This is a genomic window from Corallococcus sp. BB11-1 (assembly GCF_026626625.1).
GTDB classification, from domain to species: Bacteria; Myxococcota; Myxococcia; order Myxococcales; family Myxococcaceae; genus Corallococcus; species Corallococcus soli.
In genome coordinates this window covers 208,166-231,108 of record NZ_JAPNJY010000035.1, presented here as the reverse complement: position 1 = coordinate 231,108, position 22,943 = coordinate 208,166, and the positions used below count along the sequence as shown (strand labels likewise).

Here is a 22,943-nt window from a genome sequence, read left to right as displayed (position 1 = left end):
AGTCGTCGCCCGTCGGTCCCTCTGAATTGCCCGGGATGACCCGCCCCCTTCCGCGCCTCCGTACGCCGCTGGACCCCGGTGGCCTGCCCCCGTCCGGGCGGGAACGCGCCTGGAGGGCGCCGTGCGCGTGACGCGGGGCCTGGGGTGGCGCTATCGGCAGGGGCTGGTCCGGCTGCGGGCCTGGGCGCGCGCGACGGTGTCCCGCGTGTGGGCTCCGGTGGCGGGTACGTCCGGCGGCCGGTTCGCGGCGGACATCCTCCTCGCGGCGCGCACGGTGGCGCGCGGCTTCATGGGCGAGAACCTGCGCCTTCGCGCCGCGGCGCTCACGTACATCAGCATGTTCTCGCTGGTGCCCCTGCTGACGGTGGGGCTCGTGCTGCTGCGCACGCTCCACCAGGAGCAGTTCCAGCGGAAGCTGCGCTTCGTCATCTCCGAGGTCCTGGCGCCGGGGGTCAGCGAGGAGTCTGCCGCCCTGCTCGACCGGTTCCTGCACCCGGGCAGCTCCATCGCCGTGGGCAGCGTGGGCTTCCTCGCGGTGCTGTTGTCGGCGGGCTCGCTCTTGCGCCACATCGACGGCGCGGTGAACGAGCTGTGGGGCATCCGGCGCCAGCGCCCCTGGCTGACGCGCCTGTCCATCTACGCGGGCCTGCTGCTGCTGGGCCCCATCTTCCTGGCCATCTCCTTCTCAGGCACGGGCCGGGTGCGCGTGCTGCTGCAGATGTACGCGCCGACCGCGCCGCTGTTCATCGCGCTGGGCACCATGCTCATCGCCATCGGCAGCCTGACGCTGCTGTACCTCTGGACGCCCTTCGCCCATGTGCGCGTGCGCTCGGCGCTGGCGGGCGGGCTGGTGGCCGGCGTGGGGTGGATGCTGGCGAAGCAGGTGTACGCCGAGTTCGCCGCGCGCAGCTTCCTCTACAATCCGCTCTACGCGTCCCTGGGCGCCCTGCCCCTGTTCCTCGCCTGGGTGTACGTGAGCTGGCTGGTGATGCTGTTCGGCGCCCGGCTGTCCTACGCGGTGGAGCACGTCTCCTTCCGCGACTCGCTCTTCGCCTTCGGCACCCATCCCCGCGCGTACGAGCTGGTGGCCGCCCGTGTCGCCCAGGACGTCACCCTGTGCTGGGTGGATGGGCGCACGCCGCCCCTGCCGCGGGAGCTGGCCACGCACCTGCGCGTGCCCGAGTCGCTGGTGCACGAGGTCGTCGACCGGCTGGTGGAAGCCCGCCTGTTGGAGCGGGGGCGCCGGGGAGGGCTGCGACCGGCGAGGGACCCGGCCGAGCTGACGCTCGCGGACACGACGCTCGCGGTGCACGGCGTGATGATCTCCGGAGGCCCCGAAACCTGGACGGGCCCCCGGGCTCCGGGCTTCGAGCAGTTCGAGCCCCTGTTCCAGGCGGCCGACTGTGCCGGGGTGGACCTGCTGCGCCGCACGCGGTGGATGGACCTCGTGACGCCCCTGCGTCCGGGGCTGCTCGACCCGCCCGCCCCGGAGGCACCCAAGGCAGCGGCTGGCAGCGGAAATCCGTAACGTTTTTAGAGGGTTGGGAGCCTACCCGGCTTGCAAGGAGGAGGTGTTCTGTTATGTATTCGGGACTCGACCACGGGCCACAGAGCCCTGTCACCAAGGGGTCACGGGGTTTGCGGGAGCGTCCGATGCTCAAGTCCGATCTGATCAACATCCTCGTCGCCAAACGAGGCGTGACCCAGAAGCAGGCTGAAGCAACCATCGAGACGATCTTCGAGTCGATGAAGGACGCGCTCTGCCGCGGCGAGAACATCGAGATTCGCGGGCTCGGCGCCTTCCACGTGAAGAACTACCAGGGCTACCAGGGCCGCAACCCGAAGACGGGCCAGGTCATCCCGGTGAAGCCCAAGCGCGGCCTGCTCTTTCGCACGGGCAAGGAGCTGCGCGACCGCGTCAACCGTCCCGCTCCCCTCCAGGCCCAGTCGGACCTGCCGTCCTCCGAGTTCAAGGGCAGCAGCGGCACCGGGACCCTCTAACCCCCTTCAGGGAAGTCCGGTAAGGCGCAAGCCAGCGTGAAGGAAGAAGGCGGCGAGAACGTCGTGGCGGTGGCCCAGGCGCACGAATGAAGCGCGTGCCTGGGCGCGCAGCTCGACGACAGAGTCGGGCGTGGCATTGCGCAGCTCGGCCTTCACCACGCCGTTGCAGCCCTCCTCGGGATTGAGGTCTGGCGCGTAGCCTGGCAGCCGCTCAAGGCGGAAGTCCTCGGGGTGGCGGGCGACGAAGTCGAGCGTCTCGGCACTGTGGTGCTGGTTGAGGCCGTCCCACACGATGGTGAGAGGACGGCCCACCTTCCCGCGGAAGTAGCGCAGGGCCGCGATGATGTCCTGGCTGGTGAAGCTGCCCTCTCGGTGGCGCGAATACAGGCGCGCCGGCCTGCGGCCGTACGGAGCAACGAGGGCGACGATGCTGGAGACTTCGCGCCGCTTGTCACGACGGCGCAAGGTGGGCGGATGCCCGACGGGCGCCCAGGTAGACGCTACGCGGGCCCGAAACGAACTACCTGTCTCGTCCACGAAGGCAATGGCCCGCCCGCTTCTTCGAGCCCCCTTTTGATGCGGGGCCAGTCGCGCTTCAGCCATGCCTCCACCAACGCATCGTTACGCTCCTTGGCTCGCGTGCGGGGCTGCTGCGGACTCAAACCCAGCCGGTGAAGGCGCTCGGCCAGGTAGTTGGGGTGGTAGCGCACTGCGAACGTGCGGTGGATGAGGTGCGCCACTCGCGTCAGCGTCCAGCGCTCGGTAGGGAAACCGCAGGTGCGCGCCCCTGCCCCTACCAGCTCCGCCACCTGCCGCCATTCCCCCGAACTCAACTTCGACGGCCGGCCCGTGCGCGGCCTCGCCTTCAACCCGCGTGGACTGCCGCCTGCCTCGTGCAGTCGCCGCGCCCAACGACTGACGGAGGCCTCGCTGACACCCACACGGCGCGCCACCTCCGCCTGCGACAGGTGCCCCCGTCGCAGGAGTTGTCCGGCTGCAAGCCGCCGCTCCTCAAGCTGCTGCGCCGTCCAGTGCTTTGGCTGCCACGCCATGGACGCCACCTCTCCATGACGTAACCGGTAGCCCCTTACCCGACTTCCCTGAAGGGGGTTAGGGCCGGGCCTCACCGCCCCACGGCGACCGGCGTCAGCCGGCCGATGGGGCGAATCTGCAGGTCTCCGTCCAGTTCGCCGTAGGTGAGCACCGCCACGTCCGGGAACGGGCCCTCGCACAGCTTGCGCAGCGGCCTGCGGACGTCCGGGGCCGTGAGCAGCACCGCCCGGCCGCCGGTGGCGATCTGCCGGACCCCCTCCAGGATTTCGACGACACGCTCCGGCTCCGGTGACGGCCCCCGGGGCCCGCTGGCGCGCAGCACCTCCTCCACCTCCGGATCCACGAGGTACGCGTACAGCGGGCCCGTGGGCGCGAACTGGTGGCTCAGGTAGCGGTGCAGGGCCTGACGGCAGCGCTCGGCCAGGGCGGTCGCGTCCCCTTCGGTGGTGGGGGCCACCAGGGCCTCCAGGATGGCGCGCAGGTCCCGGATGCTCACCTGCTCCTGCACGAGCCGCCGCAGCACGTCCACCAGCAGCGGCAGCGGCACCTTCTGCAGCGCCTCCTTCACCAGCACGGGCGCCTGGGCCTCCAGTCCCTCCAGGAGGCCCTGCACCTCCTGGAGCCCCAGCAGCGCGGCGGCGCGCAGGCGGAGCACGGCACGCAGGTGGTCCGCGATGAGCTCCGAGGGCCTGCGCACGGGCACCTGGGCCATGTCCAGCCGGGAGCGGGTCCCTTCTCCGACGCGGCTGATGGAGCGGCCGGTGGCCGGCTCCACGGAGGCCTCCGCCTGGACCTCCAGGAAGGCCAGTTCCCCGGGCGGCACGAGCGCATAGAGGGCACCGGGCTGCACCACCCCACCACCAGCGGGGACCTCGTCCAGCAGGATGCGGTACTCGCCCGGCCCCAGGTACGCCGCCTGGGTCCGCACTCGGATGCCAGGGATGCGCACGCCCAGTTCGAAGAAGAGTTCGTCTCGCACCCCGTTCAGCACGGTGTGCACGAAGGCGCCGCCGTCGGCCTCCGCCAGGGGCGTCAGCAGCGAGGACAGGTCCAGGGTGAGCGGGGCCACGCCCACGGGCGCCGCGGCGCTCTCGGGAGGCTTGCCCGCCGCACCGAGGGGAGCGGTGGCGCCCGCAGGTGCCCCTTCCTTCGTCAGGGCCGTCTCCGCCACGTCCGGTGCCTTGCGCCGCAGCGCATACCCCAGGCCCCCCAGGCCGCCCGCGAGGGCGAGGAAGGTCAGGTGCGGCATGCCCGGCATGAGGGCCAGCGCGACGCACAGTCCCGCGACGATGCCCAGCGTCCGGGGATCTCCGAAGAACTGGGTGCCAATCTCCGTGCCCAGCGAGTCCTCTTCCTTCTCCGAGGCCACCCGCGTGACGACGAGGCCCGCGGCCACCGCGATGCACAGCGAGGGCACCTGGGACACGAGCCCATCACCGATGGCGATGAGGGCGAAGGTGGCGGCGGCTTCGGAGAAGGACTGGCCGTTCTGCAGCACCCCGATCAGGGTCCCGCCCAGCAGGTTCACCGCGACGATGACCAGGCCCGCGACGACGTCCCCCTTCACGAACTTCATCGCGCCGTCCATGGCGCCGAACATCTGGGACTCGCGCTCCAGGTCGCGCCGACGGCGGCGGGCCGCGGTCTGGTCGATGGCCCCCGCGCGCAGGTCCGCGTCGATGGACATCTGCTTGCCGGGCATCGCGTCCAGCGTGAAGCGGGCGGACACCTCCGCCACCCGTTCAGCGCCCTTGGTCACCACCAGCAACTGGACCAGCGTGAGGATGGCGAACACCACCGCGCCCACCACGTAATCGCCGCGCACCACGAACTCGCCAAAGGCCTGGATGACCTCGCCCGCGTGGCCTTCGGACAGCGCCAGCCTCGTGGACGACACGTTGAGCGACAACCGGAAGAGCGTGGTGAAGAGGAGCAACGTGGGGAACGACGTCACCCGCAGCGCGTCCTTCGCGTGGAGCGCCGCGACCAGCAGCGCCACGGCGGCGGCGAGGTTCACCGCGAGCCCCGCGTCGAGGAGCCAGGCAGGCAGCGGGATGATGAGCGCGCCCAGCACGGCGGCCATCGCCACCGCGAGCACCACGTCCGAGGACTGGCGGGCCTTCAGCAACACCTTCATGAGCGGATTCATCACGTCTGTCTCCGTGGACGGTCGTCCGTCTCGCGCGTCTCCATCGCGGTCCGCAGCACGACGGCCGCCGCCTGATACAGCTCCTCGGGGATGGACTCCCCGACGTCGAAGTGGATGAGGCTGCGCGCCAGGGGCACGTCCCGGACCACCGGGATGCCCTGTCGGCGCGCCTCTTCCTTGAGCGCGAGCGCGTCCTGTTCGCGCCCCTTGGCCACGAGGTAGGGCGCGTCGCATTCGCCCGCCTCGTAGCGGAGCGCGACGGCGATGTGCGTGGGGTTGACGATCACGGCGGTGGCCTTTTGCACTCCACGTGCCGGACCTCCCTGCGCGAGCTGCCGGTGCAGGGCCTTCCTCTGTCCCTTGTGGCGCGGGTCGCCTTCACTTTCCTTGTGCTCCCGCCGGACCTCTTCGCGGGTCATCATCAGCTCGCGCCGGTGCCGATGCCTTGCGAGCGCGTAGTCCACGGCGCCGCAGCCCAGCACCACCCACGCCAACTGGACGCCCAACGCCGCCAGTCGGCCGACCAGGAACTCCAGGCCCCGAGCCCCATCGAGCCATGCGGCCCGCAGGGCGTCAGGCCCCACCGTCTCCACCTCGCTCCAGACAAGCAGCGCCAGCAGTGTCGCCACGAGCAGGGCCTTGCCCATCTCCAGCAGGGGACGGACGCTGAAGAGGCGCTTGAGTCCCTCGGCCGGGTTGATGCGCTCGAACTTCGGGGCGGCGTGCCGCGCGTCCATCTCGAAGCCCACGGTGGCCACCGACACCGCCAGGGACGCTACGAGCGCTCCGCCGAGCGCGGGTCCGCACAGCCGCGCAGCGACCCATGCCCCCTCCTCCCAGGCTCCCGGGAGGCGCTGCTCCAATAGCAACCGCGCGGCCCAGTCCCTCAGTCGCGCGAAGCCGTCTGGCGCGAACGCGAGGAAGCCCAGCAGTCCCCCCAGGGTCGCCGCGCTGGAGGACAGCATGCGGCTGCGGGGAAACTGGCCCTTGCGCCTCGCGTCCCGCAGGCGTCGGGCGGTGGGCTGCTCCGTCTTCTCCCCGCTCATCGCGCGACCTCTCCCAGGAGCGCCAGTGCGCCCTCGGTCGATGCCACGCCCGCGAGCAGCCGCTCACACAGCAGCCCGACGCCCAGCCACAGCACGGCGCCACCCCCGAGGATGCGCAGCGGCGCGCCCAACTCCTGGAGGTTCACCTGCGCCGCGGCACGGGACGCCATGCCCAGGAAGCAGTCCACCGCGAGCGCCGCCGCGGCCACCGGCGCGCCCACCGCCAGCCCCGTGGCCATGGCGCTGCCCACCATCACCACCACTTGCAGGGTCGCGGCTTCGGTGGGCACGAAGGCACCCAGTCGCACCACGCCAAAGCCGCGCAGCAGCGCCGAAATGACCAGTGGGAACAGGGCCCCCGAGACCACCCGGGCCACCAGCAGGTGGTACAGCCCATCGCCCGTGGCCGACTCGCGGCTTCCCGCCAGGGGCAGGCTCGCCTCCGCGGAGGTCCCCCGGAACAGGTCGATGAAGCGGCCGCCCATCCTCGCCGCGTCGAAGGGCAGCGCGGACACGAGGCCCACCGAGACGCCGTAGGCCAACTCGCGCACCACGAGCGCCGCCATCACGACAGGCGTCTCCACCGGCCCCATGAGGTCCACGCCCGCTTCGACATGCAGGAAGAGCGACAGCGCGAGCACCAGCCCCAGGCGAACCGTCGTCGGCGCGGCCTGTCCCCCCAACAACGGACAGAGGAATGCGATGGGCACGAGGCGCGCCGCGCACAGCGCCACCGCGAGGACATGGGGCCCAAGCGCGAGGAGCTGTTCACCCAGCGCCTCCGGGTTCACAGGGCGACCTCCGCGATGAGCGTGAGCAGTTGCCGGGTGAAGAGCGTGAGCTGCCCCGCGATCCACGGGCCTGCCAGCACCAGCGACAGCACGGCCGCGCACAGCTTGGGGACCACCGACAGGGTGCTCTCCTGCAATTGCGTGGTGGCCTGGAAGAGGCTCATCAGGAAGCCCACCAGCATGCTCGCGCCGATGGGCGGCAGCGAGGCGAGCACCATCAACAGCAGGGCCTCGCGCCCCAAGGCGAGCAGGACGTCCTGGGTCATGGCTTCACCGGTAGCCGAGGATGAGACCGCGCGCGAGCAGGGCCCAACCATCCACGGCGACGAAGAGGAGGATCTTGAAGGGCAGGCTCACCTGGCTCGGTGACAGCGTCTGCATTCCCAGCGCGAGCAACACGTTGGCGATGACCATGTCCAGCACCAGGAAGGGCAGGAAGATGATGAAGCCAATCTGGAAGGCTTCCTTCAGCTCCGTGATGACGAACGCCGGGATGACGACGAACAGGTCCGTCTCCTGCACCTCCTCGGACTCCTCCGGGGGACGCAGCTCCCGGGCCAGGTCCACGAAGCGCGCACGCTCCTCCGCACCGCCGTGCTTCATCAGGAAGCCCCGCAGGGGCTCCGTCACCTGCTTCGCGGCGGAAACCAGCTGCGCACCGGAATGCACCTCCTCGTACGCCGCCTGTCCCGCGTCGTACATGCGCTCCATCACCGGCGCCATGATGTGCCCCGTCAGCACCACCGCGAGTCCCGTCAACACCACCGTCGGCGGAGCCTGCTGGGTGCCCATCGCCGAGCGGGCCAGGGAGAGCACCACGGCGATCTTCGAGAAGCTCGTCAGCATCAGCACCGCGAACGGCAGCAGCGACAGGAGCGCGAGCATCCCCATCATCGCCAGGGGACTGCCCGCGTACGACGCCTGCGCCAGGGATGTCTCCGTCGCGGAGGCCAGCGCGGGCAGCAACAGCCCGCACCCCATTCCCAGGGCCCTCATCCCCCACCCCGCTTGCGCGAAGCACCGCACGCCGGGCGCGCCCGTCGCGCGCGGGTGAAGAGCACCGTCGTCTCCAGGCCCAGGTCCAACCGGGGACTTGCCGCCGGCCTGGGCGTCAGCGTGGGAGCAACCGCCACGCTCCGGGTCTCGTGGATCTCCGCGAAGGTGTCCCCGTAGGCCACGAGGTAGCGACGCCCCTCCGCCTCCACGAGCGCAAGACCGCAGCGCTGCGAGAGCCCGGTTCGCGTGACGATGCTCAGCGGCGCTGGAGCAGGTGCATCCCCGTCCACCGTCTCGCCTCCCTTGCGGACCAGCACCCACCCCAGCCCCGCCACGGCCAGCGCCCCCACCAACAGGCGCGACGTGCCCACCAGCGAAAAGCCACCCAGGGGCGCGAGCGTCGCCAGCCCCACCAGCAGCGCCGCGGCGAAGAGCAACCGACCGCGCGGTGAAAAGGAGCTCACCAGGGCATTCATCCGCGCGCTCACGGCAACAACGCCAGGATGCGGGCGCCCACTTCGCCCTCGATCTCCACCAACTCCGCACGCGCGACCACGCGGTCACCCACGCGCAACAGCACGGGGCTGCTCGCGTTGACGTGCAGCGGCAGCAACGTGCCCGGCTTCAGGGCCGCCAGCTCCGACAACGGCAACAGCAACCGCGTCAGCTCGATCTCCACATCCACCGGAAGCGGCGGCATCGCCTCGCTCCGCTTGTTCGTCGCCACCATGTCCGACTCCTGTCGGGCCGCGTGCGAGCGCACGCTTCCCGTCGAAAAACCGTTCGCGTGAAACTCCCCACCGAGCACGAAGCCCCGGGCAATCAACCGGCCCTGGCCCTGGAGACGGCCGTCCTGGAGGCGCACGCCCTCGAAGAGCACGACGTCCCCCCTGGACAGCGCGTCCACCGCCGCCGGCTGCAACGGACTGCGCCCCACGAGACAGCGCGCGGGCACCGACGCCGCGAGCACCTGCGGCGCGACGTCCGCTCCGGGCTCCACCGGCAACTCCTGGAACGCGGTCTGCACGGCGCGCGCGGGCAGGAGCACCCGGCCTCCCGCCCGCAGGCCCTCCATCGCGAGGGACAGCGACACCGCCACGTAGGGTTGACGCGCGTCCACCCGCGTCAGCACGTCCCCCCGCCGCATCGACACCGCGGACAACCGGGGGCCCAACCTGCGCATCCACGCCTCGTGCCCGCGCATCGCGGCCAGGGCGGACAGCAGCAGGTACACCAGCGTGGACTCCTCCAGCCGGGTCAGCTCCGTCACGGGTCCCGGTCGCAGCCCCGTCCCCGCCAGCCGCGCCAGCGCCGCGAAGACCAGCGGCACCTCCAGTTCCACGATGGCCGTCCCTCCCACCGCCGACAGCTCCACCAGCGCGAACACCACCCCCAGCGCCAGCTCCCGCTCGGGTTGGACCGCCGCGTCCACCAGGTGTCCCTCCACCGCGACCTCCGCCCCCACGTCTCGGGAGAGCGCCGCCCCCACGTCCCGAAGGAGTTCGGCGCCCCAGCGCGCCACCTGGGGCCTCTGGCCCAGCAGCAGGTGCGCGCGCGTCAGCCGGCGAGCGCCCAGGCGGAACGGGCGGACGGACTTCTTCGCGGGGCTGGGGGCTCTGCCTGGGCTCGTTTGCATCCGGAACTCCAAAGCGGTGAAAGGACACACGTCCCCTGTGCACGGGCCCGGCCAGGAGTCGGGGCCCGTGGAATCAGGGTGTTGGCGAGGCGCGGACGTCCTATATCGGGATGCGGCGTACCCGGTCCGGGATGGGCCTCCCCGAACCAGTCCGCGCTCAGCGGGTGGCCTCGCGGATGCGCCGCTCCGCCAGCGCGACCAGGACCCGAGCCGGCTCGACGGCGAGGGCTTCCTCCCCGAGCTGGGGAAAGCGGCTGCGGTGATACGGCGGAAGCCTGCGGAGCACCTCCCGGCGCAGGGCCTCCGGCGCCGCTTCCACCAAGGCGGTCAGCCGGTTCGCGGCGTCCGCGCGCTCACCGAACTCCACCGCCACCTTCGCCTGTCGCTGCGCCGAGGGCATGGCGGCCAATCGCTCCAGGTGCCGCAGCGCCCTCCCCGCTTCCGCGTCCACCAGCCCCTCCAGCAGCACCGGAGCGCGCTCGCGCGCCAGGACGCAGACGACCAGCGCGATGCGCTCCAGGGGCAGGGACAACGCCGGCAGGGTGAGGTCCATCCTCGTCGCTGGCGGCTTCTCCTCGCGAGCGTGGAGGAACTTCCGGGCCCTGAGGAGCGCCCGTCCCACGCGTGTCGCTTCCATGGCGCCCATGTTCCGCTCAAGCCAGCTTGCGGGCGGAGGCGGGGGTCACCACCGGTCGCGCGGGCGTCGGTGGAGCCGGAGGGGCCGCGGGGGGCCTCTCCGCCAGGGTGCGGAAGTGCCTCCACCGCAGCGTCGTCCAGACGAGCGCGCCCGACAGCCCCGTGACCAGGACGCCCAGGAGCGCGAGCAGCACCCGCAGCCGCAGCGGCACCGGGCCTCCCCGAGGGGATGGTGCCTCCACGCGCGTCGTCACCTCATCCACCAGCAGCGACACCGACTCCGGCGACAACCCCTCCACGCCTCCCGCGATGAGCTCCCGCAGCGTGTCCGCCGACTTGCGCACGCGCGAGGCGCTCCCCGGCGCCGAGCGCAGCATGGCCGACGCCTTGGATGGCGTGGGCGCCTGCCCTGGCCTCGGCGGAGGAGGAACCACCAGGTGCACCCTCGCCATCAGCACCCCATCCACCGTCTGGAGCGTCTTCTCCAGCTCCCGCTCCATCGCCCGGACGCGGCAGACCTGCTCCTCCAGCGGTGAGCGCACGAGGCCACTGCCCCCAAACACGTCACACCCGGACTCCACCGCGAGCCGGGGCAGTCCCAGCTCCGCCAGGATGCGCACCGCGTCCGAGGACTGCGCGTCCGTCACCTCGATGGCCCAGGTGGGCTTCTTGCCCGGCTCGGGCACCTTGCGCGCGTCGAGCCCCCGCTCGACGAGCACCGTCTGCAGCTCGTTGGCCTGACGTTCGTCGAGGCCGTGCTGGATGCGCTCCCGGCACGCCGAAGCGCCCAGGAGCAGGAGGAAGAGGAGACAGCGGGAGGGAGCGGAACGCATGGGAAGGGGAACTCCTCAAACCTGGGTCTGGAGGACCTGCTTGACGCCGCCGGTGGCCTTCTCGACGACCTTGCCGGCGAGGTCGAGCTCCTGGCTGGCGCGGTAGACGTGCGCCTGGAGCGCGAGCAACTCCGTGGGGCTGAACGTGCGGCCGGACTCGGCGAGCTTCAGGATGTGGTCCAGCCGCTGCTGCGCCTGCCCCACCCTGTCCAACACCTCCACCGCCTGCTGACCGCGCGCCGCCTGCACCGAGTCCAGCCGCGCTCCCGGCGTCACCTGCGCGCAGCCCGCCTTCGCCCGGTCCACGCCCTCCGCGCGCGCCAGCCCGGCGGTCGACTCGGTGGGCGTCTTCACCGGACGTGGCGGGCCCTCCGTCGTCACCGGCACCCCGCGCGACGCGGGCGTGCCCACCCCTTCCAACACCTTGCCGAACGTCTCCCGGCCTGACTCCAGCGCGGGTGTAGCGCCCGCGCCTCCCACGGCTCCCAGCTTGTCGATGGCCATCGCGGACGCGCCTCAGCGGATGTTGTTGATGGCGGCCTTCGCCGAGTCGTGGCGGACCTTCATGATGTTGGAGATGGCGTTGTGCTCGCGGCTCTCCTTCTGCATCTCGTTCTGGAGCGAGAGGTAGGCCATGTTGAACTTCTGGCCCTCCGCGCTCATCAGCTTCTGCGCCTCCAGCATGTCCCAGGCATCGCCCTGACCCGTCGCCGTCCCGGCCGTCGTCCCCGCCGCGCTGGTCGCGCGCGCCGACGTCGCGGACATGCCCCCCCCCGCCGCGGACGCGGTCAGCGCCAGCGGTGACGGCACCGCCGCGGACACCGCGCCGCGCAGCGTGGACGACACCGCCGCGCTGGAGATGACGCCCGCGGGCAGCATGCCACCCACGAGTCCTGCGCCCGTGCGCACCACCTCGCGCGCCGCTCGCGCGAACGTGGGGCCGAAGTCCGTCTGGGGCGTCTGGCGCGGGACGGTCTGGGCGATGCTCAACGAGGAGATGCGGCGGTCGGGTGGTTCCACGAGGTGCCTCCGGCAGTGCTTCGCCGGGGCTGCCTTCCACCCGCCATGCCAGTGCCCAAACGCCTGGAACGACAGGGGCCTTCGCCCCCTCCCCGTCCGCGGGCGGCTCCAGCGTGGAGGCTCCGGGTCCGCGGCGTGGGACGGCGGAGGGCCGCCCGAAAACTTGCCTCCGCTCCAACCTGCATCACAGTTGTCGCGTCCTGTCGCACACGAAGGCGAGCACTCCGATGATGACCCCCACTGGTGGACCCCGAACGACCGAGCGCTTCCACCCGCGCGTCGAAGCCCGGCTCCAGGTCAAGGTGCTCCTGTCGGGCCGCACCGTGCAGGCGCAGGCGCGCGACATCTCCATGAACGGCCTGTTCCTTCAGGCCCACCCGGCCGACTCGCAGCGCGCGCTCACCATCGCCCTGCCCCTGCCGGGCGACCGGGAGCTCGTCACCATGTGCACCATCCGCCGCCGCGAAGTGGACGGCGTGGCGCTGGAGTTCGGCGAGCTGGACTGGGACGACCTCATCGCCCTGGCCCGCTTCCTCCACCCGCACCTGCCCTAGGCGTCCGTCCGCGCCGCGCGCAGCCGCTCCACCAGGTCCATCAGCTCCGCGCCCCGGAACGGCTTGTGGATGTAGCCGTCCGCGCCCGCCTGCGTCGCGCTCTCCACGTCCGCCTTCTTCGCCTTCGCGGTGAGCATGTAGAGCGGCACCTTCGCCGTGGCCGGGTCGCTCTTCAGGATGCGGCAGACGGAGATGCCGTCCAGTTGCGGCAGCACCACGTCCATCAGGATGAGGTGGAAGGGCTGCGTGCGGGCCAGCTTCAGGCCCTCCAGCCCATGCGCCGCGCACACCACGTCCACCGCGCCGTCGCTCAGCATGGAGCGCACCAGCTCGCGGATGACGGGCTCGTCCTCGACGAGCAGGATGTGGAAGGGTGCCTGGGCGTGGCCAGCCATGGTTCCTCGGGGCCCCTCGTAGGCCATTGCCCCGGCGACGTCCAGCAGAGCCATGTCCGGCGTTCGCCGTGTGTACGAAAGCGGTCCACGGCCGGTCCGCGCCCCCGGCAATAGAGGCCAGGGTCTGGCCGGCCCCGGCTAGATTTCGGCGACGCCGTCGCGCTCGGCCCAGCCCTCCAGGCCGTTGGGCAGGCGGATGCGGACGTACTTCCCCGTCTCCTCCAGGAGCTGGACCTTCAGGCCGGCGTGCACCTCGAAGAGCGAGCGCGCTTCGGCCCGGGGCAGCTCGCGCGCCACCAGCGTGGAGGCCAGCACCACCGCCTCGTGGACGTTCTGGTGCACCCAGATGTGGGCCGCCAGCAGGAACCCGGCCGGCACCGCCGCGGTGAGGCACAGCGCCGCCACCACCGCCACCGCCGTGCGCCGCGCCGAGGGGAACACGCGCCGCAGGAGCAGCAGCGCGAAGCCCACGAGCCACGCCGCCAGGAACACCCAGGCCGCCGCCGCGCCGTCCGTCGCCGCCGCCAGCCGGGGCAGGAAGGCCTCGTCCGCGGTGGCGCCCACCACCTTGTCCACCTGCCGCGCGCGCGCCAGGGCCAGGTTCGCCTCCAGGTCCTCCGAGCGACCGCCCTGCTTGCGGGCCTGCTCCAGCGCCAGCACCGCGCGGCCCAGGTCGCCCCGGGCCAGGTGCGTGGTGCCCAGGTTGTAGAGCACGTCCGGCCCACCGAAGCCGTGGGAGAGGAGCTTCTCGTAGCTGGCCTGCGCGGACGGATAGTCCTCGCGCACGTAGGCGTCGTTGGCCTGCTGGAAGACGGCCTCCGCTTCCTCGGCGGTGTAGTAGCCCTGGGTCGCCGCGTCGCTCATCCCGCCCAGCCTTCCATCACCGCCGCCGCGGTCGCCAGCACCTTGCGTCGCTCCCCCGGGTCCACCCCGCCGCCGTAGCGGCCCAGGTCACACGCCTCCAGCACGAAGAGCACCCGGGTGCGCGCCTCCTCGGGGACTCCCGCCGCCGCCAGCTTCGCGCCGAGCGCCTCGCGCGTCAGCCCGCCCACCGGCGAGCCGAGCTGCGCCTCCAGGAAGCCCACCATCGCCTTCTCCACCTCCACGTAGAAGGCCCCCGCGTCCGCGCCCGACTTGAGCTTCTCCGCTTCCGCCAGCCGCTTGCGGGCGGCCTTCGCCTGCTGACGGCCCTGCCCCGCCTGGGAGCGGGAGGCCAGCTGGCCGCGCAGGGCGCCGATGAACGCCACGCCCGCCAGCAGGCCCAGCGGCGCGAGCACGCCCACCACGAAGTAGGGCCGCAGCCACACGGGCCGCGACGGGCCCACGAAGCGCGCCTGGTAGCGCACCGGGCGCAGGCCGCCCGCGGTGAGCACGTTCTTCTGCTCGTTGGCCGCGTCCGCCACCTGCGAGGGCGTCATGGTGGACGGCAGCGAGGACACCCCGCCCGCGCCCGCCTCCACGGTGACCGTCACCGGGTCGGTGCGCGCCACCTCGTACTGGCGGCGCGCCGGGTCGAAGAAGGGGAACTGCAGCGCGGGCAGCGTGAAGGTGCCCGTGCGCTGCGGCATCACCAGGTACTCCACCACGCGGCGGCCCTGGATTCGGTTGCGGTTGGGGGTGAGCCGGTCCGTCGTGGAGGGCTCGTAGATTTTCAGCGCGGCCGGCCCGGTGAGCTTCGGCGGGGTGACGTTCTTCACGTTGCCCACGCCCTCCAGGATGACCTTCACCGTGATGGGCTGTCCCAGCTCCACGCGCGTCTGCGACACGTCCAGCGACATCCGCCACGAGCCCACGTTCGCGTTGGACATGTCCGGCGGCGCGCCGGACGTCGGCAGTGGCCGCACCTTCACCTTCAGCGCGTTGGAGATGCGGTGCACCCGGTGGCCCGCGAAGAGGAAGCCCGTGGTGATGTCCGCCTCCGCCGCGCTGATGGACAGCGTGCCGGACTTCACCGGGAACAGCGCGCGGCGGCGCAGGAGGTAGGCGCGGTACGGGATGCCGTCCACCACCTTCTGCTCGCCCGTCAACTGCGTGGGGCTCTCCACCTCCTCCGTCCAGAAGCCCTCCAGCTTGGGCATGGTGACGGCGTCCACGCTGGACAGGTCCACGCGCGAATAGATGTAGAGCGACAGCGTCGCCTGCTCGCCCACGTAGAGGTCGGTCCGGTCCAGGCTGGCGCGCAGGAACAGGTCCGAGTCGCCGCGCGGAATCACCGGCGTGTCGTCCTCTTGCGGCTCGTTGGCGAACGGATCCGGCATGTTGCGAAAGTTGCGGAACGGATCCGGCAGCCCGGGCCTGCCGCCCTGCTGGGCCTGGGGCGCATTGCCCGTACGGCCCTCGCTCACCGTCATCCGCACGGCCTCCGTGCGCAGCGTGCGGCCACCCACGGTGAGCGTCGAGGGCGGAATCGTCAGCCTCCCCGGGCGCGTGGCGCGCATCAGCAATTCGTGCCGCGTGATGTCCTGGATGACGGCGGGGCCGCCTCCCGACAGGGAGATGGAGCGCTGGCTGCCGCGCGACGAGGACAGGACCTCGAAGTCCTCGGATTCGGGCAGGCGCACCCGGGCGTTGGACGGCGCGTCCACCACCACCACGGTGAGCTTGAAGGTGTCGGCGGTGCCCACCTCGGCGCGGTCCACCGTCTGGTAGAACTCGATGTCCGCCGCCCACGCCGGCGCAGTGGCCAGGAGGGCGAGCACGGCGAGCAGCGCCGCGCGGCCGCTACCAGTCCTTCTCATTGGGCTTCCTCGGCTTCTTCTTCTGCTGGAAACGCCAGAGCTGGAGATTCTTCTCGTTCTGCTTCATCGCATCCAGCAGGCGCTCGGCCTCCTGCCGGTCGACGTCGCTCGCGGGCGAGCCACCGTCGCGCGGATCCCTCTGCGAGTCCTCTTCGCTCTCGCTGCCACCGTCCGAACCGCCGTCCTTCGGGTCCCCTTCGCCCTCGCCGTCGCCACCGTCAGCGCCAGCATCCGCGCCGCCATCCGCCGGGCCGCCGTCCGCTCCGCCGCCGTCCCCGGGGCCGGCATCGCCTCCGCCGCCATCCGAGCCCCCGTCGCCGCCGCCGTCCGGCGAGCCTCCATCCGCGCCGCCGTCCTCGCCGCCATCCGGCCCCGCGTCGGCACCGCCATCCACCGGCGCGCCTCCGTCCTCCTTGCGGCCGCCGTCCTCGCCCGCGTCCGGACGCCCGCCGTCGTCACCGCCGTCCTGGCCTCCGTCCGCGCCACCATCCGGCTGATTCTGGGGCGGCGGCAGGTCGCGCAGCACCACCTCGTAGTTGTGACGGGCCAGCGGATCCGTGGGGTCCAGCGTGAGCGCGCGCCGGTAGGACTTCAGCGCTTCCTTGCGGTCCCCCGCCGTGGCCGCGAGGTTGCCCAGGTTGTACCAGCTCTTCTGCGTCAGGTCGGGCTGCCGCGAGGACTCCGTCACCTGCTTGAACGCCTCGCGCGCCTCCGCCGCGCGGCCCAGCTTCGCCAGCGCGTCCGCGCGGTTGAACTCGACGATCGGATCGCTCGGCCGCTCCTTCTTCGCGGCCTCGAAGTCGCGCAGCGCGTCCTCGTAGCGTCCCGCCGCGTAGGCCTCGCGCCCGCGCTGCACCAGCGGGTGGTCCTTCTCCAGCGGCCCCACCGCCCAGGCGGGCCCCGGCAGGGCGAGCAGGCCCACGAGCCCGGAGGCCACCAGGCGCGTCGCGCGCCGCCGCATTGAACGCGCCTTCATGCCGGCCTCCGCCGCGACGGCAGCAGCATCATGCCCAGCACCAGGAACACCAGCCCGGGGATGGCGAAGAACTGGAAGCGCTCGTCGTAGCGGACCGTCACGCGGCTCTCCAGTTCGCTCTTCTGCATCTGGTCGATGCGCTCCACCACCTGGCTCATCGCCACGCCGTTGGGTTGGTAGAAGAAGGCGCCGCCCGTCGCGTCCGCGATGGCCGTGAGGCCCGCGCGGTCCAGGCGGGTGATGACCGTGTCACCGTTGCCGTCCTTCTTGTAGTCCACGAACTCGCCGCGCCGGTCATAGACGGGGATGGGCTCGCCGGAGTCGGAGCCCACGCCCACCGCCAGCACCTGCACGCGCGCGTCCTTGAGCGCGTCCGTGGCCTCGCGCACCTCGCCGGTGAGGTCCTCGCCGTCCGACAGGAGCACCACCACGCGCTCCTTGGAGCCGCGGTCCGCGTTGTCCAGCACCTGCATGGCCAGCCTCAGCGCCGCGCCCACGTTGGTGCCGCCCTGGGGCATCACGTCCGGGTCCACCGCGCGCAGGAACAGCTTCACCGCCGAGTAGTCCGACGTGAGCGGCGACTGCACGAACGCGTCCCCGGCGAACACCACGAGGCCCGCGCGGTCGCCCTTCAGCTCGTCCAGGAGCGTGTTCAGCTCCAGGCGCGCCCGGTCCAGGCGGCTGGGTTGCACGTCGCGCGCGAGCATCGACTTGGAGGCATCCAGCGCCACCACCACGTCGATGCCCCGGCGCTTCGTCAGCTCGCTCTTGGTGCCGCACTGGGGCTGCGCGAGCGCCAGTCCGAACAGCATCAGCCCCAGGCCGTAGAGCCCTCCCTGCATGGCCGGGCGCCACACGGACACGCCGGGCGCGAGCGTGGCCACGTGCCGCTCCGCCAGGAGCGCCGACAGCCGCGTCCTGCGGCCCAGCGCCTTGACCAGCACGAGCGCCCCCAGCAGCAGGCCCATCACGAACAGCAGCAGGAACAGCGGCTGCGCCAGGCCCACCTGGTAGCCCAGCAGCGTGAAGCGCCATGCCTCCATGCCCGGCGTCATGGGAACACCCGCAGGAAGGTGGCGCGCAGCAGCAGCTCCAGCGCCGCGAGCCCGAAGGCCGCGAGCAGGAAGGGATGGAAGCCCTCCCGGTACGTGGCGCTGGCGCCGCCCTCCATCAGCTTCGAGCGCTCCAGCGCGTCCAGCACCTTCTGCAGGCCCTGCTTGAGGCCCTCCGGGTCCGTGGCGCGGTAGTACTCGCCGCCGGTGCGGTCCGCGATGTCCTGCATCAGCTCCGGGTTGATGGGGATCTCCGTCTCGCGCCAGACCGTGTTGCCGAACAGGTCCGTGCCCTGCGGGAAGGGCACCTTGCCGCCCTTGCCCACGAGGATGGTGTAGATGGGGATGTGGAGCGACGCGGCCATGTTCGCCGCGTCCAGCGGAGAGATTTTACCGGCGTTGTTGTCGCCGTCCGTGATCAGCACCACCACCCGGCTCTTCGCCTCGGAGTCCCGCAGGCGGTTGAGCGAGGTCGCGATGGCGTCCCCAATCGCGGTGCCGTCCTCCAGCACGCGGGTGCGCAGCTGCTTGAGCACCTCCTTGAGCACGCCGTAGTCCAGCGTCAGCGGCGACTGCGTGTACGCGGCGCCGGAGAACACCACCAGGCCCAGGCGGTCGTTCACGCGACCGGTGATGAAGTCCGCGAGCACCTCCTTCGCCACGTTCAGGCGGTTCTGCGGACGGAAGTCACCGGCCTCCATGGACGTGGACAGGTCCAACGCCACCACGATGTCGATGCCCTCCACCGACAGGTCCCGCACGCGCGAGTCCCGCGACTGGGGCCGGGCGATGGCGAGCACCGCCGCCACCACCGCCGCCGCGCGCAGGAAGGGCAAGAGCGGCAGCAGGTACGTGCGCAGGCCGCGCCCGCCCCTGGCGAAGACGTGCGCGGCGGAGAAGCGCAGCGTGGCGCGGCGGCGGCGCTCCCAGAAGGCAAGCACGAGCAGCAGCGGCGCCAGCAGCAGGGCCCAGAGCGCCTCCGGGTTATTGAACGCGAGGTCCGGAGGCATCGGGCGTGGGGGGCGGAGAGGGGACGACGTACGTCTTGGCCAGCAGGTCGTAGCCGAAGGCGAGCGACTGCGCGCAGGTTTCGGGGGAGGCGTCGGCCCGGGCGTACTTCACCAGGTCCGATTCGGAGATGAAGCGCATCAGCGCGTCCTCGGGGAGGCCCGGCGTGGGCAGCTTGCGCAGGTGCGTCATCAGCTCGAAGGAGGTGCACTCCAGGGCCTCGAAGCCGTAGCGCTCGCCCAGGTAGCCACGCACGATTTCGGAGAGCCGGACGTAGTAGTCCTTCACGAGCCCCCGGCCGGGCAGGTCCTCGCGCTTGAGCGCGTCCAGCGACTGGCGCACGCGCACGTCCAGCGGCAGCACCGGGATGACCTTCTCGCGCTTCGGCCGCCGCTGCCACCAGCGCACCAGCGCCCAGGCGAGCAGCCCCACCGCGAGCGCCACCGCCAGCGCGTAGAGCAGCGTCCACGAACGGATGGGCACTTCCTGGGGCGGCTGGTAGTCGAACAGCTCCGCGCCCTGCCCGTTCGCGTCCGCGGGCAGCGTGGTGCCCACCTCCACGGACTTGCCCTTGAGCACGAAGCGACGGGGGCCGTCCGGCGTCGCCACGTCGAAGGTCAGGTCGGGGAGCGCCACGTCGCCCAGCTCGAACGCGGAGAAGCGCAGGCCGAACGTCGTCGTCGCGTCGTTCGCCCCGTCCTGCCGCTGGCGCGTCTGCTGGAGCAGCTCCACCGGGCTGTCGTCGCCCCTGGGCGCCACCAGCTCGTAGCGCTGGTCCTTCGGGTGCGTGAGCGTCACCTGGTACAGGAACGGCTCACCGATGTGCACCGACTCCGGCTCCACCCGCGCGGACGCCGCCGTGGGGGTCACCGACTCCAGCACCACCGGGGCGGCCGCGGGCGCCGGGGCGGGGGCCTGCGCCCGCGCCACGGGGACGCCGAGCAACAACACCGCCGCGAGGACGAGGGCCTGCCTCATGCCGCCATCCTCCGGGCGCGCGCCCTGAAGAACTGCGCCAGCGCCTTGCCGTGGTCATCCCCGGCGCGCAGCTCCACGTGGTCCAGCTCCAGCTTGCGGAACAGCTTGCGGCGCTCGTCGCGCTGGGCCTGCATCGCGCGCGCGTACCGGCCGCGCACGCTGGGGGAGCTGGTGTCCACGACGAAGCGCTCCCCCGTCTCCGGGTCCTCCATCTCCACGAGCCCATGGCGCGGGAACGCCTGCTCCAGCGGATCCTCGATGACCACGGGCACCAGGTCGTGCTTGCGGCCCACGAGGCGCAGCGGCTTCTCGTAGCCGGTGGCGAGGAAGTCCGACACCAGGAACGTCACCGCCTTGCGCTTCGCCACCCGGCGCAGGTAGCCGAGCCCCGCCGCCAGGTCCGTGCCCCGGCCCTCCGGCTTGAAGGTGAGGATGTCGCTCACGAGCCGCAGCACGTGCGTGCGGCCCTTGCGCGGCGGGACGACCTTCTCCACCCGGTCCGAGAAGAGGATGAGCCCCACCCGGTCGTTGTTCGCGATGGCGCTGAAGGCGATCTGCGCGGCCACCTCCGCGGCGACCTCCGCCTTGGTGCGCTCCTTCGAGCCGAACTCGTTGGAGGCGGACACGTCCACCAGGAGCATCACCGTGAGCTCGCGCTCTTCGGTGAAGACCTTGATGAACGCCTCGTTCATGCGCGCGGTGACGTTCCAGTCGATGAACCGGATCTCGTCACCGGGCTGGTACTGCCGCACCTCGGAGAAGGCCATGCCGCGGCCCTTGAACACCGAGTGGTACTGGCCGGCGAGCATGTCGGAGACCACCTTGCGGGTGCGGATCTCCAACTTGCGGATGCGGCGGATGAGGTCCTTGGGCAGCACGGGGCGTTCTCGGGAGGCGCGCGGGCCGTCAGGGGACTTCCACGCGGTCGAAGACGCGCTGGATGATCTTCTCCTGGGTGAGCTCCTCGGCCTCCGCCTCGTACGTCATCGCGATGCGGTGACGGAGCACGTCGAAGGCGATGGCCTTCACGTCCTCCGGCGTCACGAAGCCGCGGTGGCGCAGGAACGCGTGCGCGCGCGCCGCCTGGGCCAGGGAGATGGTCGCGCGCGGCGAGGCGCCGAACTGGATGTAGTCCGCCAGGTCCTTGAGCCCGTAGCGCGCGGGCTCGCGCGTGGCGAACACCACGTTGAGGATGTACTCCTTCACCTTCTCGTCCATGTAGATGGACTGGACGAGCTCGCGCGCGCGCACCAGGTGCTCCAGCGCGATGACCTTCTGGGCCTTCGGAGAGGAGCCACCGGACATGCGGTCCATGATGACCTTCTCCTCATCACGGGTCGGGTAGCCCACCTTCACCTTGAGCATGAAGCGGTCCACCTGGGCCTCGGGCAGGGGGTAGGTGCCCTCCTGCTCGATGGGGTTCTGGGTGGCCAGCACCAGGAAGGGCGAGGGCAGCCCGAAGGTCTGGTCGCCGATGGTGACCTGGCGCTCGGCCATGGCCTCCAGCAGGGCGGACTGGACCTTGGCGGGGGCGCGGTTGATTTCGTCCGCCAGGACGATGTTCGCGAAGATGGGCCCCTTGCGGACGGTGAACGCGGCCGTCTGCTGGTTGTAGATCATCGTGCCCACCAGGTCCGCCGGCAGCAGGTCCGGGGTGAACTGGACGCGCATGAAGGTGGCGCTGAGCGAGTCCGCCACGGTGCGCACCGTCAGCGTCTTGGCGAGGCCGGGCACGCCCTCCAACAGGACGTGGCCGTTGCACAACAGGCCGATGAGGATGCGTTCGAGCATGTACCGCTGCCCGACGATGACCTTGCCGGTCTCCTGGTTGAGGACTTCGACGAAGCTGCTTTCCTGCTGCACGCGTTCGGTGAGCGCGCGGATGTCGGTGTTCATGTCCCCTCTGTCGGCCTGGGCGGCGGGCAGCCTAGGGTTCCCGGGCGTCCGGCTCAACACCGCTGAGCTCCGGACATTCCGACAAGCCGCCCCATCCCGTAAAGGGTCATCCTCCCATGTCCCGGCCGCCTCCGCCCCGTCGTTCTGCCCTCCCCCCCCGTTGGGACGCCGCCAGCCGCCCCGGCGCCCTGGGGGCCACGCCCCCCGTGGGCCCGGTGGAGACGGCCCTCCTGGCCCAGCTGGCCCCCGCCGTGGTGCCCCAGGTCCACTGGCTGCCCGGGGGCGGCGCGGTGCGGATCCTGGAGGGGGGGCCCCCGGCGGACGCCCCGGAGCCGCCCCGTCCGACGGTGGTGTGGTTGCACGGGCGGGGCCAGTCCGCGACGCACTGGTTCCCCTACCTGACGGCCCTGGCCCGGCACCACCGGGTCCTGGCCCTGGACCTGCCCGGCTTCGGCCAGTCCACCCCGCCGGAGCGGCGCGTGCGCTCGGCGGAGGACGCGGTGCGGTTCTTCACCGACCCGGTGGAGGAGGCCCTGGGGATGCTGGAGCCGGGGCCGGTGGCGGTGGTCGGCCACTCGCTGGGCGGGCTGGTGGCGCTGGAGCTGGCGCTGCGCGGCGCGGTGAAGGTGGAGCGGCTGGCGCTGGTGGACGCGATGGGGCTGGGGCCGGAGATGACGCGCGCCTCGCGCCTCTTCTTCCGCGCGGGGCCGGAGCGCCTGGCCCGGAACCTGGGCCCGTGGGCGATGGCGCGGATGCTGCCGCCCCCGCCGACGCCGCTGGGCGCACGGCTGGGCGCGCTGGGCTACGAGCTGCTGGAGGTGCGGGGAGGCCGTCCGGAGGCGGCGCAGGCCTTCAACGCGTTGGTGCCGCTGACGGGCCCGGTGTTCCACCGCATGGAGCGGCTGGGCGAGGTGAAGCAGCCGGTGCTGCTCGTCTGGGGTGAGCGCGAGGAGACCCTGCCCATCACCCTGGCGGACGAGGCCGCGCGGCGGCTGCCCCAGGCCCGCGTCCTGCGCGTGGACTGCGGACACAGCCCGCACCTGGAGCGGCCCGAGCGGGTGCTCCCGGAGCTGAAGGCGTTCCTGGCCAATGAATGACAATCGCCTGTGAGTTGGCAAAAAAGCATGTCATTTCCCAAACCAGACATGGCATGTTCCAGCCCCAGCAGCTCAGGGCCGGGTGAGC

Annotated in this window: 26 protein-coding genes; 4 read left to right on the top strand and 22 right to left on the bottom strand. The window is 71.7% G+C overall.

The window, feature by feature from the left end:
• Positions 1 to 163 precede the first annotated feature (163 nt).
• Together OV207_RS30205 and OV207_RS30200 are read left to right on the top strand one after the other, a co-directional pair.
• A complete protein-coding gene (locus OV207_RS30205; RefSeq protein ID WP_193349533.1) occupies positions 164 to 1,528 on the top strand; it encodes a YhjD/YihY/BrkB family envelope integrity protein in 1,365 nt (454 codons plus the stop codon).
• A 125-nt stretch (positions 1,529 to 1,653) separates the two neighbouring features.
• Positions 1,654 to 2,001, top strand: coding sequence for an HU family DNA-binding protein (locus OV207_RS30200; protein ID WP_120542838.1), 348 nt, complete (start codon positions 1,654 to 1,656; stop codon positions 1,999 to 2,001).
• Positions 2,002 to 2,007: 6 nt separating this feature from the next.
• On the opposite strand, the gene OV207_RS30195 is transcribed toward OV207_RS30200, so the two are convergent.
• The 13 genes from OV207_RS30195 to OV207_RS30135 all read right to left on the bottom strand — a co-directional run bounded on the left by OV207_RS30195 (position 2,008) and on the right by OV207_RS30135 (position 12,161).
• Positions 2,008 to 2,604 (bottom strand): transposase, encoded by a 597-nt coding sequence (locus OV207_RS30195; RefSeq protein WP_267553613.1) that lies wholly within the window; start codon positions 2,602 to 2,604, stop codon positions 2,008 to 2,010.
• Positions 2,502 to 3,053: a winged helix-turn-helix domain-containing protein gene (locus OV207_RS30190; RefSeq protein ID WP_267553615.1), complete on the bottom strand. Its 552-nt coding sequence runs from the start codon at positions 3,051 to 3,053 to the stop codon at positions 2,502 to 2,504. Before OV207_RS30190 ends, OV207_RS30195 begins: the two co-directional genes overlap by 103 nt.
• Positions 3,054 to 3,124: 71 nt before the next feature.
• A complete protein-coding gene (locus OV207_RS30185) occupies positions 3,125 to 5,203 on the bottom strand; it encodes a flagellar biosynthesis protein FlhA (RefSeq protein ID WP_267558734.1) in 2,079 nt (692 codons plus the stop codon).
• Positions 5,203 to 6,249: an EscU/YscU/HrcU family type III secretion system export apparatus switch protein gene (locus OV207_RS30180; protein WP_267558496.1), complete on the bottom strand. Its 1,047-nt coding sequence runs from the start codon at positions 6,247 to 6,249 to the stop codon at positions 5,203 to 5,205. The genes OV207_RS30185 and OV207_RS30180 overlap by 1 nt, the downstream gene beginning before the upstream one ends.
• Positions 6,246 to 7,040: an EscT/YscT/HrcT family type III secretion system export apparatus protein gene (locus OV207_RS30175; RefSeq protein WP_193349429.1), complete on the bottom strand. Its 795-nt coding sequence runs from the start codon at positions 7,038 to 7,040 to the stop codon at positions 6,246 to 6,248. The genes OV207_RS30180 and OV207_RS30175 overlap by 4 nt, the downstream gene beginning before the upstream one ends.
• Positions 7,037 to 7,306 carry a flagellar biosynthetic protein FliQ gene (locus OV207_RS30170; RefSeq protein WP_193349428.1) on the bottom strand — a complete coding sequence of 90 codons (270 nt, stop codon included), beginning with the start codon at positions 7,304 to 7,306 and terminating at the stop codon, positions 7,037 to 7,039. Before OV207_RS30170 ends, OV207_RS30175 begins: the two co-directional genes overlap by 4 nt.
• Before the next feature lie 4 nt (positions 7,307 to 7,310).
• Positions 7,311 to 8,036, bottom strand: a complete 726-nt coding sequence (sctR, locus tag OV207_RS30165) for a type III secretion system export apparatus subunit SctR (protein ID WP_267558495.1) — start codon at positions 8,034 to 8,036, stop codon at positions 7,311 to 7,313.
• Positions 8,033 to 8,500, bottom strand: a complete 468-nt coding sequence (locus OV207_RS30160) for a hypothetical protein (RefSeq protein ID WP_267558494.1) — start codon at positions 8,498 to 8,500, stop codon at positions 8,033 to 8,035. Before OV207_RS30160 ends, sctR begins: the two co-directional genes overlap by 4 nt.
• 20 nt (positions 8,501 to 8,520) lie before the next feature.
• Positions 8,521 to 9,672: a FliM/FliN family flagellar motor switch protein gene (locus tag OV207_RS30155; RefSeq protein ID WP_267558493.1), complete on the bottom strand. Its 1,152-nt coding sequence runs from the start codon at positions 9,670 to 9,672 to the stop codon at positions 8,521 to 8,523.
• A 157-nt stretch (positions 9,673 to 9,829) separates the two neighbouring features.
• Positions 9,830 to 10,309, bottom strand: a complete 480-nt coding sequence (locus tag OV207_RS30150; RefSeq protein WP_267558492.1) for a hypothetical protein — start codon at positions 10,307 to 10,309, stop codon at positions 9,830 to 9,832.
• Positions 10,310 to 10,325: 16 nt separating this feature from the next.
• A complete protein-coding gene (locus tag OV207_RS30145) occupies positions 10,326 to 11,141 on the bottom strand; it encodes a flagellar M-ring protein FliF (RefSeq protein ID WP_267558491.1) in 816 nt (271 codons plus the stop codon).
• Positions 11,142 to 11,156: 15 nt separating this feature from the next.
• The gene (locus OV207_RS30140; RefSeq protein ID WP_267558490.1) at positions 11,157 to 11,645 is read right to left on the bottom strand and encodes an ATP-dependent helicase HrpB; all 489 of its coding nucleotides are present in this window, start codon (positions 11,643 to 11,645) and stop codon (positions 11,157 to 11,159) included.
• Between the two features lie 12 nt (positions 11,646 to 11,657).
• Positions 11,658 to 12,161 carry a hypothetical protein gene (locus OV207_RS30135; RefSeq protein ID WP_267558489.1) on the bottom strand — a complete coding sequence of 168 codons (504 nt, stop codon included), beginning with the start codon at positions 12,159 to 12,161 and terminating at the stop codon, positions 11,658 to 11,660.
• Between the two features lie 227 nt (positions 12,162 to 12,388).
• Here OV207_RS30135 and OV207_RS30130 point away from each other — a divergent pair, with 227 nt between their 5' ends.
• On the top strand, positions 12,389 to 12,715 hold the full coding sequence (locus tag OV207_RS30130) for a PilZ domain-containing protein (protein ID WP_193349420.1): 327 nt from the start codon (positions 12,389 to 12,391) through the stop codon (positions 12,713 to 12,715).
• On the opposite strand, the gene OV207_RS30125 is transcribed toward OV207_RS30130, so the two are convergent.
• The 9 genes from OV207_RS30125 to OV207_RS30085 all read right to left on the bottom strand — a co-directional run bounded on the left by OV207_RS30125 (position 12,712) and on the right by OV207_RS30085 (position 21,758).
• Complete coding sequence (locus tag OV207_RS30125) at positions 12,712 to 13,110, bottom strand: response regulator (protein WP_193349419.1); 399 nt, start codon at positions 13,108 to 13,110, stop codon at positions 12,712 to 12,714. The two genes, OV207_RS30130 and OV207_RS30125, sit on opposite strands and share 4 nt — an antisense overlap.
• 138 nt (positions 13,111 to 13,248) lie before the next feature.
• Positions 13,249 to 13,974 (bottom strand): tetratricopeptide repeat protein, encoded by a 726-nt coding sequence (locus tag OV207_RS30120; protein ID WP_267558488.1) that lies wholly within the window; start codon positions 13,972 to 13,974, stop codon positions 13,249 to 13,251.
• The gene (locus OV207_RS30115; protein ID WP_267558487.1) at positions 13,971 to 15,848 is read right to left on the bottom strand and encodes a BatD family protein; all 1,878 of its coding nucleotides are present in this window, start codon (positions 15,846 to 15,848) and stop codon (positions 13,971 to 13,973) included. The genes OV207_RS30120 and OV207_RS30115 overlap by 4 nt, the downstream gene beginning before the upstream one ends.
• On the bottom strand, positions 15,832 to 16,824 hold the full coding sequence (locus tag OV207_RS30110; RefSeq protein WP_227027340.1) for a tetratricopeptide repeat protein: 993 nt from the start codon (positions 16,822 to 16,824) through the stop codon (positions 15,832 to 15,834). Before OV207_RS30110 ends, OV207_RS30115 begins: the two co-directional genes overlap by 17 nt.
• On the bottom strand, positions 16,821 to 17,879 hold the full coding sequence (locus OV207_RS30105; RefSeq protein ID WP_267558486.1) for a VWA domain-containing protein: 1,059 nt from the start codon (positions 17,877 to 17,879) through the stop codon (positions 16,821 to 16,823). The genes OV207_RS30110 and OV207_RS30105 overlap by 4 nt, the downstream gene beginning before the upstream one ends.
• Complete coding sequence (locus OV207_RS30100; protein WP_193349412.1) at positions 17,876 to 18,886, bottom strand: vWA domain-containing protein; 1,011 nt, start codon at positions 18,884 to 18,886, stop codon at positions 17,876 to 17,878. Before OV207_RS30100 ends, OV207_RS30105 begins: the two co-directional genes overlap by 4 nt.
• Positions 18,861 to 19,862 (bottom strand): hypothetical protein, encoded by a 1,002-nt coding sequence (locus tag OV207_RS30095; protein ID WP_267558484.1) that lies wholly within the window; start codon positions 19,860 to 19,862, stop codon positions 18,861 to 18,863. The genes OV207_RS30100 and OV207_RS30095 overlap by 26 nt, the downstream gene beginning before the upstream one ends.
• Positions 19,859 to 20,740 carry a DUF58 domain-containing protein gene (locus tag OV207_RS30090; RefSeq protein ID WP_193349408.1) on the bottom strand — a complete coding sequence of 294 codons (882 nt, stop codon included), beginning with the start codon at positions 20,738 to 20,740 and terminating at the stop codon, positions 19,859 to 19,861. Before OV207_RS30090 ends, OV207_RS30095 begins: the two co-directional genes overlap by 4 nt.
• 28 nt (positions 20,741 to 20,768) lie before the next feature.
• Positions 20,769 to 21,758, bottom strand: coding sequence for an AAA family ATPase (locus OV207_RS30085; RefSeq protein ID WP_193349406.1), 990 nt, complete (start codon positions 21,756 to 21,758; stop codon positions 20,769 to 20,771).
• A 116-nt stretch (positions 21,759 to 21,874) separates the two neighbouring features.
• Between OV207_RS30085 and OV207_RS30080 the strand changes: the two genes are divergently transcribed.
• Complete coding sequence (locus tag OV207_RS30080; RefSeq protein WP_267558483.1) at positions 21,875 to 22,855, top strand: alpha/beta fold hydrolase; 981 nt, start codon at positions 21,875 to 21,877, stop codon at positions 22,853 to 22,855.
• Positions 22,856 to 22,943 lie beyond the last annotated feature (88 nt).